This window comes from Polyangiaceae bacterium (genome assembly GCA_020633205.1).
Lineage (GTDB): Bacteria > Myxococcota_A > Polyangia > Polyangiales > Polyangiaceae > JAHBVY01.
This window is the reverse complement of sequence record JACKEB010000010.1, coordinates 371,129-384,866: the sequence shown is the minus strand read 5'-3', so window position 1 is coordinate 384,866 and position 13,738 is coordinate 371,129. Positions and strand designations below refer to the sequence as shown.

Sequence of the window (13,738 nt, the reverse complement as noted above, 5' to 3'; positions counted from 1 at the left end):
TCTTCAAGATCTGCTGAGGCAGCGCTCAAGTTCGCCACGCGCGCCTCGCTCATGCTCCCAGCCGTGGGACAGTCCCGCGTGCAGCCGGAGGCTGAGCATGGCAATTGGGAGTTGGGAAACACGGTGGCTGATTGGGCTTGGCGTCGCGACGTGCGCGATGCCACACGGGTCGGAGGCTGCGGCAGCCCCGACCGTCGAGGTGCAGGCGCTGACACCAGCTGGGCTGGAGGCGCAGCCGATCGCGCGGGTCCCCCTCGAGCTGCACCGTCGCGCGGCGCGCTACTTCGAGGCGATTCGGCTGACATCGGACTCCAATTGGTTCGACGCTCACTTGGCGGGCCGAGCGACCTCGATGCTGCGTCCGGGGGTGCAGGGCGCCGCGTACTGGGAGGTGCCGGTCGAGGGCGCTGGCGGAGAAGCGCTCGGCTATATCCTTGTTTCCACGGGGGAACACGACTTTCCCGTGGTCGGAGCGGCACGTGGCGGTGAGGCGCCGAGTGTTCAGCTGGCCCGCATGGCCTCGGTGAGCGGCGAAAGCGTCGCGCGCATCTGGGCGCCCGCGCCCTTCGTCTTCGTTGCAGAGAACGCCGAGGGGCGCGAGGTGGCTCGTCTGGGTTCGCTGCCCGAACGCATGGAGGGCGTGGACGCCTCGGCGATCGACCTGCCAGAGAGCGCTCGCCACGGTTCAAGTGTGGTTCAAGGGGGCGAAGCGCCGGTGGTGCACAAGCCGAGTGCTCTCGCGGGACTCAGCATGCGTCCGTTTGCTTCCTGGGAAGACTACAAGCGGGTCATGGGCGGACAGAGCCGTCTGGAGCAAGCCATCGTCGAGCGCAACGCGGCGCCGTTCTGGCAGAGCGAGCGCCAAGTGGGGCGCACGGCCCAAGAACTGCACGTGGACGATGCCGCGCGGATTCAGGTGCTGCAGCGTGGGAAGGCGACCTTCGAGGTCGCCGGTACTGATGCGGATCGCGTCGAGGTCACGCGAGAGAGCGGGCCTGCGGGGGAGGAGTGGCTGCGGGTGCGCACGTTGAGCGCTCCGGAGAGCGGAGTGGGTGATGTGAAGATCACCCTGAGCTACGGCAGCGGAGAGCGGGAGCTACTGGGTTTCGCGATCGCCCCGGTGCTCGGTGCTCCGAGCAAAGGCAAGGCGTTGCTCCCCGCGTCGTGCAAGACGGTGGCGTTGCGCACGTCGGTGAAGGGCAATTACCTGCGCGCGCTGGAACGCAAAGGCGAAATCGACGCGCGAGCAGACAAGGTCGGGGTTTGGGAGACGTTTGACCTCACCCAGAAATCCGACGGCACCATCGCGTTGCGGGCTGGCCCGGCGAACCGCTACGTGTCGGCTGTTGCTGGGGGGGGCAGCTCGTTGATATTGCGTGACATTGGCTCCTTCGGTTGGTTCAAGCTGGTCTCCCAGCCTGGCGGGACGTTTGCGCTGCGCAGTAGCAATGGGAAGTACGTTTCCGCAAAGAATGGCGGCGGCGACGTGGTGACCGTAGACCGTGACGTCGCGTCGACATGGGAGCGTTTCCAGGTGGCGTGCAATCCGCCGGCGCCCCCGGTCTACTTCGCCGATCTGAAGGATGAAGCCACCGCGTGGAGCTACCAGCGCAAGTACGAGCAGATCGACGGCAATACCTCGCCCAATCGCTCACCCTGCGCGAGCGGCTGTGGCGCCACCGCTTGGGCCATGTTGATCGGCTATGTCGACTACGCGGGTTCTCAAGGGGTCTCGAAGTATCGACCCTTCGATCGCAGCTATCTCAGTCAGGGCGGCCGCGGGCGCTTCGCGGTGAACGCGCTCGCACCGGAGTTCAACGATCGCGGCGTGAAGAACATGACCGTGGAAATCCGCGATGCCATGAACGACTGGGGGGTGTCCGGTTGTGCGCCCAACGGCGAACGCTTCACGCATCCGTCGATCATGGCGCAGTCGAACCAGTACTTCTGGGGCCGCGTGCCTGGGCGAGTCATTGCGGACTACGATGGACTCTTGGTCAGCACGAGCGCGGGGACCAGCAAGGTGCTGCACACGCTGCGCACGCGGCGCCAGCCCATCGCCATCGGCATGCACAATCACTATCCCGTCGGCTTCGGGATCCGTAGCGTCACACCGCGGCGCTGGGATCCGAGCGGAAAAAAATGGGTGAGCGCCGGTTCTGTAGAGTGGATGGTGGACGCGAACTGGGGCTGGGGAGAGAAGTTCAGTCGCTCGGTACCGCTCTACTCGTTCCTGCAAGGTACCGTGGAGATGTCACCGTATTCGCGGGTGAGCGACGTCGCGAAGGCATGCAGCCTGCGCAGCAAGTCGGGCGGAGCTACAGGTCGAGTGGACCGAGACTACAAGTGCACCACGCAGCTCAAGAACGACGAGCGCCATGTCGCCATGGAAGTCGCTGCGGATCTGGTGATGCGTGACGTCGTCCCCGGATTGCGCAGCAAGAACCAGAAGGCGTGCCTACTCAAGTCGACCGATGTGCAGTGCGCGCCTTGCAACACCACGGATCGCTTGATTGTCCGCATGGATATCCGGAGCAAGACCCAGGGCTGCCCCAGCGGAACGATTAACGAACTCCGCTGAGGTTGCCCAGAGGCTCACGGCCCATGCGAAACAACTCGCCGAGGTACGCTGCGCCGAGGCGCCACTGACCATGCTGGGTAGCCATGTCTAGCTTGCCGAGGGCGATCTCCCCGTAAGCCTCCGCCAACGCCGGTAGCTCCTCGCTCTTCCAGTCAGGGGCGGGGGCTCCGGCCAGGCGCAAGAACTCAGCTCCGTAGCCCAGGTACACGTGGCGCCGTGCCGCTTCGAGCCGCGCCTCCGTCGGCGGTGTGGTGCTGCGCGCGTATCCGCGGAGCAACGCCCCTCGGGACGCCGAGTCGAGCATCAGGAGGTTGATCACTGTTGCTAGGTCGAAAGCTGGGTCGCTGATGCCTGCCGTCTCCCAGTCGACGAAGCGCACACCTTCGCCGTCGAACAGGATATTGGTCGGGTTCAGGTCGAGGTGGCAGACGGCCTTCTTGGGGCCCGGTTCCAAGGAGGTGACGCTGACAGCCGCTCGCCTCACGAACTCTGGACCGTCCGAGCATAGCTCCTGCAACAACTCGCGCGTGCGCACCGTGGGACAGCGATCCGCGAGGGACTGAGGCGGTGTCAGCTCGTGCAGGATCCCAAGCTGCTGCCCAATGCGACTGAGCAGCTCGAGCCCCCGGCTCGAGCGTAGAGTTCCAATCAAAGGTTCCGTGGGGATATGCTCTGAGAGCATGGCGCGACGCCGGTCGTCCACTGCCAGCACGGCGGGAGCGACTCCTGCCTCCCCAGCCAAGCTTTGCAGCTCTGCCAGCTGAGAAAAGTGCTTCGTGAAGCGCTCTTCAGGCTGAATCCTTAGCGCGTACGCCTGGGAGCCGACTTCCACACGGAAGGTCAGGGCGCCGGAGCGTCCGCCATGCATCGGGGTCAGCTCGGGTTGAGCGGCGGCTACGCCGATGCTCGCGAGCAGTTCTCGCGCAATCACTACGGGTTCGTTCATAGGAGCCTCCAGGTCGGTCCGCTCCGCTCGACGGGACCCGAGGTTCTTCCAAGAACACTCCGTGAGATGACGATCCATTCGCCACTGCGGCGAACTCGGGGTGCGCTACGGCTCTCAGCGGAGGAGGCAGCCCCGAGCCACCTCGCATCGCAGTATAGGCAAAGCGGCGGCGACGTCGAGTGGTGTGCCTCAAAGGCTGTTCAAGAACACCCAGAGCGCTTGTTCTTCTTCGTTGGAGTAGGGGGTGAGGCCGGCACCGCCATGCACGGCTGCGCTCCCTGGGCGCAGCTCGCGGACCAGCTGCCTGAGATTGCGCGCGCGTCCCGTCACGTAAAGCCGCGCGCGCCGCCCAACTCCCCAGAGCGGAGAGATGCGGTTACCGTTCGGCGTGAACCGCGCGCCGCCCCCAGTGTCGGCAAACGCCGCTGCGCCGAAGCTGAGCGGGGTGCGTGTTGCTCCGCCGCGCTCGAGCCAGCGACTCAAGTCTTGAAGCTCGGTGGGTCGGCGCATCGATGCCGCGGGGAGATGGCAGGAGGCGCAGTCACGGGCAAACAGGGCGCCGCCACGGGTGCGCTGCACCCGCCAGGGTTCGCCTCCGCTGTAGGCAAGGGGACCGGGACGCACCGGCAGTTTCATCAAGAAGGTCAGCAGCGCCTCGCGCACCTCGAAGGCCGAGAGCGTCTGGGGGCCCACGCTGGTTTCGAGGGTCAGTGGCTCGTCCCAGTAGCCTGTCGCGCCTTCGCTCCACATGCGTTCATCGAGCCCGCGGATCAAACCCTCGAGGGCGCGCGAAAGGGACTTGGCGCCGCCCGTGCTGAAGATCGGACGCACGCTGCCGATCCCGGCGAGGCTCCGCGTGATCTCCCAGCGCCGCTCGAGAAAGCCTGGGTGGCGGCGCCCGTCGCTCTCCGTCTCCCAGTGGCAACTGTTGCAGGTGTAGGGGGCACGGGAGCTGGCATTTTGCTGCCAGAGCGCCGAGCCATAGAACAAGCGCTCTCCGAGGGACTCCGGGCTCGCCTTGGATGACTGACTCAGCGCGACTTCATGGCGCGCCTCGTCGTTCGTTGCCGGGAGGTACCACAGTCGGTCGTCCAGGCGACTTACTCCGACGAAGCCGCTGCCATAGGCGACGACGCTCCAGGGTGCTCCGAGCACCGCCTGAACCTCGGGCTCAGCCTGGCCCCGATACAGCAGCACCCGGTCGCTGCCTGCGAGGGTCACCGCCGTGACTCCGGCGTTTTGCGCGGCGCTCGTGGGGTCGGTGAGTCCCAACTTGCCCAGGTCTAGGCGCTGTTTCAGCTCGAGCGCCCCGTCGCCGCCCACCTTGGACAGACGGAGCTCGTGGGTGAGGTGTTGGATGGGACCGTTGTAGCGCCTCACGAGCGCGTCTTCTGGGCCGACGCTCAAGAGCAGATTGCTGCCAATATCGAAGCTCGCGTTCCTGAGCGGCGCCACCCGTGGCGAGGCGAAGATGCGCGTGCCGTTCGCAGAGTAAGTGCTCAGGTGCGGACGTGTTGCGCTCAGCACGAAGCTCTTGCCTTGCCCAAGACTTCCGACTCGATAGCTCCCCGAAGGAATGGAACTCGTGTGAACGACGGCTCCGTCAGGTCCGAGTGTGACCAGGCGCTGCCGTAGATCATCAACGACGACGAGTCGGTCCGTACCGACTTGAGCGACGTCGCGGTAGCCTGCGCGACCTTCTAGTACCGTGGGGAAAGAAGGCCCTGAGACCACGTTGAGGCCACCCGCTTCACTGCGCCCGACACACAGCGTGCGCCCTGCGAATTGAGCCTGGCCGACGACGCAGCGTACAGTCTCTCTTGGGCCAAGTCGCGTGCCCGCGGGAACGAAGCCCCGAGATCCATCGAGCCTGAACCCGAGCTGCTTTGGCTGTGCAGAAGAGTAGACCCAGACCACGTCGTCCTCGACGTACAGCCCCGTCGGGGTGAAGCGAGCTCCGACAACGGGTGTTGGAGCTTGGGGCAAGCGCGCTCCGAGGCGTCGTTCGAGTGCTTCCAACCGGGGCAGATACGGCGACTCCACATCCTGCACGCGGGTCGCGCAGGCCGTGCTGAGCAAGCCAAGCAGCGCGACTTGAGTGAGACTGAGGCGAAGCGCAACGACCATCCAGGCCGTCTCTTTGGACCACTCAGCGGCTGGCGCCAGGCCCGGGATGTCTTAGGGTCAGAGAGTGAAGCTATCGATACTGGAGCTCGGGCGTGTGCGTGAAGGTTCGGACCGCCGCGGCGCCCTGGACGCAGCGCGGGACCTCGCACGCCATGCCGAGAACCTCGGCTTTGAGCGTTTCTGGGTGGCTGAGCATCACAACATGCGGGGCGTGAGCACTGCAGCCACCCCCGTCGTGATCGCGCACATCGCAGGCGGTACCGAGCGCATTCGGGTGGGCGCGGGAGGCGTGATGCTGCCCAATCACACCCCGTATGTGATCGCCGAGCAGTTTGGAACCTTGGCGGAGCTGTTTCCAGGGCGCATCGACCTCGGCTTGGGTCGTGCGCCGGGGACTGATCAGTTGACCCTCAAGGCGCTTCGTCGAGATCCTCGCAGCGCCGACCGCTTCCCCGAGGATGTACTCGAGCTGCAGCACTTTCTGGCGGCGCCGCGGGATGGGCAAGCTATCGAGGCGGTGCCGGGTTCAGGCACGGAGGTGCCGCTCTGGATCCTTGGCTCGAGCCTGTTCGGCGCTGAGCTGGCCGCGGAGCTGGGACTACCGTTTGGCTTTGCCTCTCACTTCGCGCCCCAGCTCCTGATGGACGCCCTCGAGATCTACCGCAGCCGCTTCAAGCCTTCGAAGACCTTGAGCGAGCCTTACGCGATGGCTGGCATTGGCCTCATCGGCGCGGACACCAACGCCGAGGCTAGGCGCCTGGCCACGACCCAACAGATGAGCGTCACGAACCTGATCCGCGGCCAGCGTGGTCTGTCTCAGCCTCCCATCGATGACATCGAGAGCTACTGGAGTCCGGCAGAGCGTGTCCACGTGATGCGCATGCTGAGCTGTAGCGTCGTGGGAGACGCCGACAAGCTGCGCACTGGGATCGCGCAGTTCGTCGAGCGCACCCAGGTCCAGGAGCTGATGGTCGTCTCCGATGTATTCGACCCGGCCGCGCGTTTCCGTTCATTGGAGATAATCGCCGAGAGCGCGGCGTCGCTAGGCTGAATGCAGCGTCACTGCGCTGGCGCACAAAACGCCAACGCCCCATCAGTTCCCGGAGGAACCGATGGGGCGCTAGTGTTCTGCTAGCTATCAGGCGAGCTCGATGATGCCCGCGGCGCCCATGCCCCCGCCGATGCACATGGTGACGATGCCGCGCTTGCCGCCGCGACGCTGGAGCTCCGGAATGATCGTCGCCACGAGCTTCGCGCCGGTGCAGCCGAGGGGGTGACCCAGGGCGATGGCGCCACCGTTCGGGTTCAGCTTCTCATCGGGGATCCCGAGCTGACGCTGAACGTAGACGGACTGCGACGCGAACGCTTCGTTCAGCTCGACCACGTCGATGTCCTTCATCGACAAACCGGTCTGCTTGAACAGCTTGTTTACGGCGGGTACGGGTCCAATGCCCATGATCGCCGGGTCGCAACCCACGGTGGTGAAGTGGCGGAACCACGCCTTGGGCTTGAGGCCCAGCTCTTCGGCCTTCTGCTTGGTCATCAGAATGGCCGCCGCGGCGCCGTCGCTGAGCGGAGAGCTATTGCCCGCCGTCACGCTACCGGTGGTGCTGAACACGGGGCGCAGCGCCGCGAGGCCCTCCGCCGTGGTGCCTTCACGAATGAGCTCTTCCGTGCGGAAGTCGAACTCCTCGTGCTTGCCCTTGACGTAGCGCACACCCTTGACCGTCACCACTTCGCTGTCGAAGCGGTTCGCCTTGACGGCTGCGACGGCCTTCTCGTGGCTCTTGGCCGCGAAGGCGTCCTGGTCCTCACGGCTGATCTCGAAGCGCTTGGCTACGTTCTCAGCGGTGATGCCCATGGGGGTGTAGGTGGTGGGCATCGTCTCCATCACCCGCGGAGAGGCGCTGATCTTGAAGCCCGTCATGGGCACCATGCTCATGCTCTCCACGCCGCCTGCGACCACCACCTCGTAGGAGCCGATGGCGAGCGCGCCCGCTGCGAGGGCCATCGCCTGGAGGCCACTCGAGCAGAAGCGGTTGATGGTGATTCCGCCGCTGTCGACGGACAAGCCGCCGAGCAGGCCCGCGGGGCGTGCCACGTTGAGGCCTTGCTCGCCTTCCGGCATTGCGCAGCCCAAGATCAAGTCCTCCACGAGCTCCGGCTTGAGGCCGGGGTTCCGAGCGAGGAGTCCCGCGATGACTTCCCCGGCGAGCTCGTCGGGGCGCTTGTTCGCGAGGGAGCCTTTGTGCGCACGGCCAACCGCTGAGCGCACGGCATCGATGATTGCAATGTCTGCCATGGTCTTTGTGTCCTCTCGCTTAGTTCCGCAGGGGTTTGTTGTTCATCAGCATGTACTGCATGCGCTCTTGGCTCTTCTGCTCGCCGCACAGGCTGAGGAAGACCTCGCGCTCCAGGTCGAGCATCTGCTGCTCGGTGACGGGGGCCGCTGCTCCGCCCTGACCGCCGCACAGCACGTAAGCCAGCTTGCGCGCGATGAAGCCGTCGTACTCGGTGGCGAACCCACCGGCGACCAAGGTGTCCACCAGCATACTGATGGTTGCGATGCCGCTCTCACCGAGCAGCTTGTGTGCGCGGGGCGCCGGCGGGTGGTAGCCCGTCTCCGCCATCGCGATCGCCCGACGCTTGGCTTCATACAGCTGACGGGCCTTGTCGTAGCTGATGCCGTCTCCCTGGCGGAAATAGCCGTACTGCTGAGCCATCATCGCGCTGGTTGCGACGTTGGCCATGGCGATGTTCTTGAACACCTGAGCGACCAACGGATCGATGATCACATCAGCACCCTCGGGGAGATTCTCGAGCGCGCGCCAGGTGAGGTTCAAGCAACCTCCGCCGCCGGGGATGAGCCCGACGCCGACCTCCACCAAGCCCGCATAGGTCTCGGCGTAAGCTTGCACTGCGTCCGCACCCAGGCACACCTCGAGGCCACCGCCGACGGTCATTCCGTACGGAGCCGCGACGACGGGGATCTTGGCGTACTTGAGCTTCTGACAGGCCTGCTGGAAGCCGTGGATCATCTTGTCCAGGCTGTCCCACTGCTTCTGCTGGGCGGCCATCACGACGCCGAACAGGTTGGCTCCGACGGAGAAGTGATCGCCTTGATTCGTGATCACCAGCGCGCGGAAGTCTTTCTCCGCACGCTCCGTGGCCTCACCCAACATCGCGATCACATCGGGATCGACGCTGTTCGCTTTGCTGGTGTAGGTCAGCCCCAAGACGCCGTCGCCTAGGTCCCAGGCCTCGGCGCCGCTGTTGCGCAGCACCGCGGAGTTGCCCTGGCGTACCTTCACGAGCGGCAGGGTGCGCTCGTCGGTGCCCTGATCGACATACTTGCCTTGAGTCAGCTCGAAGACCTGGCCGTCCTTGTAGAACGAGGTGGCGCCAGCGGCCTTCATCTTCTTCACGCTCTCGGGGATGTCGAGGCCGTCTTTCTCCATACGGGAAAGCACTGCTTCGAAGCCCATGGCGTCCCAGGTCTCGAACGGGCCGAGCTCCCAGTTGTAACCCCAGCGCATGGCGTCATCGATGGCGGTGATGCTGTCGCAGATCTCGCCGGTCATGCGCGCCGCGTAGATCAGCGCCCGGCTGTTCACCTTCCAGGCGAACTGGCCCGCAGGGCCGTCGTCTTCAAACAGCTTCTTCACGCGCTTCGCGGGATCTTCTTCGGAGCTGATGCTCTTGCACTTGCTCTTGATGTCCCCGTCGCCGCCCTTGGCGCGGTACTCCCCGGTGTAGGGGTCGTACGTCTCGATGCCTTCTTTGGTCTTCTTGTAGAAGCCTTGCTTGGTCTTGTTGCCAAGGAGCTTCTTCTCGATCATGCCGCGGACGTAGTCCGGGACCTTGAACACTTCGCGCTCCGGGTCGTTCTCGAGCGCCTTGTAGCAGTTGTCCGCCACGTGAACCAAGGTGTCGAGGCCGACCATATCTGCCGTGCGGAAACTTGCGCTGCGCGGGTGGGCCATCGGCGGTCCCGTGATCGCGTCGATGTCTTCCGGGGCGAGCTTGTCCGCCACCATCTGCTGGATGCCGAGCATCATGGCGTGGGTGCCGATACGGTTGCCGACGAAGTTCGGCGTGTCCTTGGCGATCACGATGCCCTTACCGAGGCTCTCGGCGCCGAACTTCGCGATGCGATCCATGGTCGCTGCGTGGGTCTCTGGACCCGCCACCAGCTCGAGGAGCTTCATGTAGCGAACCGGGTTGAAGAAGTGCATCACGAGGAAGTTCTCTTTGAACCCCACGCTGCGGCCTTCGACCATGTCGTGGATGCGTAGGCCAGACGTGTTGCTGGCGACGACCGTCGTCGGCTTCACGACCTTCTCCAGGCGCTCGAAGAGCGAGCGCTTGATGTCCAGGCGCTCGATGATCGCCTCGATGATCAGGTCACACTCGCCGAGTTTGTCGAAGTCGTCTTCCAGGTTGCCGGTGTCGACCAGCGCCGCGCGGCTCTTGTGGAAGAAGGCTGCCGGCTTCGCCTTTAGGGCGTTCTGCAGGCCTCCCTCGGAGAAGCGATTGCGTGCCTTGGGATCTTTCTTTTCCGCGTCGGAAAGGTTCGGCGGCACGATGTCGATCAGCAGCACACTCACACCCGCGTTCGCGAGGTGAGCGGCGATGCCGCTGCCCATCACACCTGCGCCGATGACGCCTACGCGCCGGATCGGTTCACTCATGCATTCGTCCTTGGTTGGAGCCCCATGCGGAGCTCGGTTACTCGCTCGGCGAGGACCCGAAGACCCTCGGTAGGTTGAAACAGTGCTGGTCGTTGCTGGCCTTCGTCCGTCTCCGGCGCGGCCTTGGTTTTTTGGGGGAGAGGGCAGGACGCGCCGGCGTGGCGTCGTCGTCAAGAGGCGCCCTAGGAGCCCGCTGGTGCTTGGTGTGGCGCTCCCATTCCAGTGTTGAGTGCTACTACGTAAGGGGAGCATAACCTTCAGCAAACTTGGCGATTTCGCAAGGGGCGAGTGGACCGCGTTGGGCTCGAAGCGCGCCTCCCCCCAAAACCCTGAGTCAATCCGGGAGCCTGCGGGCCGATACCTGCTCGCGCGTTTGGGCGTGCGGAACGGAGCAAGTACATTGAACCTGATGATCTCTAAGCGAGAAGCGGTGAACGCTGCCATTCGTTACCTCAATGAGTCCCTGCCGCAGCCCGCGTCAGGCGTCCGCGTCGAGGAGCTCTTCCCGCCGGAGAGCGAGACCGAGGACTTTCGCGTGACGCTTAGCCATGTGGAGGAGGTCGTGGAACCGGAGTCGCTGGTCGAGCGAGCCATCAAGAGTCCTCTGACCGCCAAGACGAAGGTGGAGCGGGTGCTCAAGGCCTTCGTCGTTCGGTCCGACGGACAGGTCAGGCGAATGCAACTCTACCGACCACACCAGGGAGAGTGATGGTGGCAGAGTTCCTCTCGCGGCGAGATTTCTTGCGTATCGTGCAACGTCATCAGCAGTCCGGCGTCGTATTGGACACGAACGCTCTCGGCTTCCTAATACTTCCTAGCCACAGGACTCCGGCCGACTGGCGACTGACCAAGGATCGTCGCGGGCCATTGCATCGCGAGCTGGTCAACCTGGCATGCGACAAGGTCACGCGTTGGATAACGACTCCTCATATCCTCACGGAGATGAGTTACTTTATCTCCAAGGCGCCTGAACACCTTCGGCGAGAGTTGACCACCGCATTCCGCCTCTACATTGCCAAGGCCAAGGAGAAATCGATGCCAGCAAAGTCCATCGCGCCCACCAGGTGGTTCGATCGACTTGGGCTTGCGGATTCGAGTCAGCTCATGCTGGGGAGGCCGCTGCCGCTATTCCTCACCGACGACACCGCTCTCTCCATCGAGCTGGAGAATCATGGTCGATCCGTGATTGGCCTGCGCTCGGTGGAGCCTCTCGAGGAGTGAAGCTCACGGAGCCCTCACCGACGAGATGATTGAACACTGGGTCTCGAGCTACGGCTACTGGGCGGTGCTCGTTGGCGCGATGCTCGAGGGAGAGACGGTGCTGATAGTCGGAGCGTACTTTGCACACCGGGGCTACCTGTCGTTGCCGCTCGTGATGCTGTGCGCGTTCGTCGGCAGTCTCCTCGGGGATCAGATCGCCTTCTTCTTCGGGCGCTACGCCGGACACGAGTGGATTGAACGGCGGCCACGGCTCAGGGCACGAACGGAACGGGTCGCGCGCTTGCTTGAAAAGCGGCGAGCAGCGGTACTGCTTGGGTTTCGTTTCGTCTACGGGGTGCGCAGCGTGACGCCGCTGCTCGTCGGTGCGAGCGGGATCAAGCCTGCAGTCTTCGCTCGCTACAACGTTGTCGGGGCTGCGCTCTGGGCGCTCGTGGTCGGGGCGCTGGGTTACGTGTTTGGGCAGTCGCTCGAGCTGGTATTCGCCGAGGTCAAGCGCTTCGAAGGCTGGGTGATTGCGTTCGCGTCAGGCGTGTTGCTACTGGTCTGGTTCCGACGCTGGCTTGAGCGTCGGCGAGGCTAACACGCATCGTCATCGAAGCTCCACGCTGCCTCTGGCGGTTGCAGTGCCGCGAGGAAACGCTCGGCGGTGCTCAGCGTGGCGCGTTGCTCGTCTTGAGGCAGCTTGTCCCAGCTCTTGTAGAGCACTGCGAGCCGCGGGTTCTGGCTCAGCCGCGCGCGATGCCGCTGCATGAACGACCAGAACAGTGAGTTGTAAGGGCAAGCTTCTGGCCCGCTTCGCTGCTTCACGTCGTAGGGGCAAGACTTGCAGTAGTCGCTCATCTTCGCGATGTAGTTCCCTGATGCAGCGTACGGCTTGGTGGTGAAGGTGTCGTCGGCGTACACGGCCATGCCGACTACATTGGGTAGCTCCACCCATTCATAGGCGTCGACGAAGGCCGCCCAGAACCAGTGGGAGATTTGCAACGGGTCGACTCCAGCGAGCAGTGCGAAGTTGCCTTGCACCATCAGGCGCTGGATGTGGTGTGCGTAGCCGTGATCGCGGACGTGCCCGACGCTCTGACGCAGGCACTCGAGGTCCGTCTTCTCCGGCTCCCAGAAGAAGTCGGGCAGGGGACGGGTCGCGCCGAGCAGGTTCGCCGTGCGTAGCTCGGGCATGCGTCGCCAGTAAATCCCGCGGATGAACTCGCGCCAGCCCAGCACCTGGCGTAGCAGGCCTTCGGCGCTTTCGATCGGGAGTGAGCCGCGTGTGAATTCGAGCTGGATGCGCTCGCAGACCTCCCGAGGTGAGAGCAAGCTCAGGTTGATGCTTGGGGAAATCAGCGAGTGCCAGAGGAAGGCTTCGCCTTGCAGCATGGCGTCCTGGTAGCGCCCAAAGCTCTCCGCGCGGAATTGAAAGAAGTGGTCGAGTTCTTCGATGGCGGCCGCGCGAGTGACCGGCCAGCCGAAGCCTTCGACGCTGCCCCAGTGATTCGGCCAACGCGCCACCCGTTTCATGATTTGCTGAGTGAGAGGGTCCGGCGTGTGGCGCGGAACACGAGGTGGCTGGGTGCCTCGGGCGTGTTGGCGATTCTTGGCGTCGAATGACCACTGGCCGCCAATGGGTTGGTTGCCATCCATCAGGTAGCCGGTGCGCTTGCGCATCCAGACATAGAAATCGTGCATCCTGAGCTGCCGCTTGCCGTCCGCCCAGGCACGGAACTCCTCCCGAGACAGCAAGAAGTGGCTACCCTCGCCGCCGTCATCGAAGAGCTCCAGGGGTGCGCCCAGCGAGTCCCGAGCTGCCTCGAGGGCACGCTCAAGGCCCCACTCTCGGGGGCGCAGCGCGACCACGCGCTCTGCTTTGGTTATCTCAATTTCCGCGCGGAGTGCTGCCACGTAGCTCTCCGCGCGCGTGACCCGCGCCGTGTAGCCGTCGGCCCGCAGCTCCTTTGCGAAGTGGTGCATCGCGGAAAGCACCAACACCAGCTTCTGGCGGTGATAGGGCAGCGCGCTACCCTTTGCCTCGGACTCCACGAGGAGCACACGGCCCTCGTTCGCCTCTCGCGGGACACACGGCAACTCCCGGTTCAGGTCCCACGGGCCAACGAAGAACAGCGTGCGCTTCACTGAGCGGGGCTTAAGACCGGCCCAGCGTCGCGTCGAGCCTTGCAA

Annotated in this window: 10 protein-coding genes; 5 read left to right on the top strand and 5 right to left on the bottom strand. The window is 64.5% G+C overall.

The window, feature by feature from the left end; genetic code table 11:
• The first annotated feature begins 97 nt into the window (after positions 1-97).
• Positions 98-2,581: a hypothetical protein gene (locus H6718_01650; GenBank protein MCB9584068.1), complete on the top strand. Its 2,484-nt coding sequence runs from the start codon at positions 98-100 to the stop codon at positions 2,579-2,581.
• Here H6718_01650 and H6718_01645 read toward each other — a convergent pair.
• Both H6718_01645 and H6718_01640 read right to left on the bottom strand, forming a co-directional pair.
• On the bottom strand, positions 2,565-3,527 hold the full coding sequence (locus H6718_01645; GenBank protein ID MCB9584067.1) for a phosphotransferase: 963 nt from the start codon (positions 3,525-3,527) through the stop codon (positions 2,565-2,567). The two genes, H6718_01650 and H6718_01645, sit on opposite strands and share 17 nt — an antisense overlap.
• 189 nt (positions 3,528-3,716) lie before the next feature.
• A complete protein-coding gene (locus H6718_01640) occupies positions 3,717-5,654 on the bottom strand; it encodes a hypothetical protein (protein MCB9584066.1) in 1,938 nt (645 codons plus the stop codon).
• A 64-nt stretch (positions 5,655-5,718) separates the two neighbouring features.
• On the opposite strand from H6718_01640, the gene H6718_01635 reads away from it, so the two are divergent.
• Positions 5,719-6,705, top strand: a complete 987-nt coding sequence (locus H6718_01635; protein ID MCB9584065.1) for an LLM class flavin-dependent oxidoreductase — start codon at positions 5,719-5,721, stop codon at positions 6,703-6,705.
• 87 nt (positions 6,706-6,792) lie between these two features.
• Here the strand turns inward: H6718_01635 and H6718_01630 are convergent, their stop codons facing one another.
• A complete protein-coding gene (locus H6718_01630; GenBank protein MCB9584064.1) occupies positions 6,793-7,956 on the bottom strand; it encodes a thiolase family protein in 1,164 nt (387 codons plus the stop codon).
• Positions 7,957-7,975: 19 nt separating this feature from the next.
• Positions 7,976-10,345, bottom strand: coding sequence for a 3-hydroxyacyl-CoA dehydrogenase/enoyl-CoA hydratase family protein (locus H6718_01625; protein MCB9584063.1), 2,370 nt, complete (start codon positions 10,343-10,345; stop codon positions 7,976-7,978).
• 409 nt (positions 10,346-10,754) lie between these two features.
• Between H6718_01625 and H6718_01620 the strand changes: the two genes are divergently transcribed.
• From H6718_01620 to H6718_01610, 3 genes are all read left to right on the top strand, one after another.
• Positions 10,755-11,054 carry a hypothetical protein gene (locus H6718_01620; protein ID MCB9584062.1) on the top strand — a complete coding sequence of 100 codons (300 nt, stop codon included), beginning with the start codon at positions 10,755-10,757 and terminating at the stop codon, positions 11,052-11,054.
• Positions 11,055-11,287: 233 nt separating this feature from the next.
• Positions 11,288-11,566, top strand: a complete 279-nt coding sequence (locus H6718_01615) for a hypothetical protein (GenBank protein ID MCB9584061.1) — start codon at positions 11,288-11,290, stop codon at positions 11,564-11,566.
• A gap of 25 nt (positions 11,567-11,591) precedes the next feature.
• Positions 11,592-12,146, top strand: coding sequence for a DedA family protein (locus H6718_01610; protein MCB9584060.1), 555 nt, complete (start codon positions 11,592-11,594; stop codon positions 12,144-12,146).
• Here H6718_01610 and H6718_01605 read toward each other — a convergent pair.
• On the bottom strand, positions 12,143-13,693 hold the full coding sequence (locus tag H6718_01605) for a cryptochrome/photolyase family protein (GenBank protein MCB9584059.1): 1,551 nt from the start codon (positions 13,691-13,693) through the stop codon (positions 12,143-12,145). The genes H6718_01610 and H6718_01605 overlap by 4 nt on opposite strands.
• Positions 13,694-13,738: the final 45 nt, after the last annotated feature.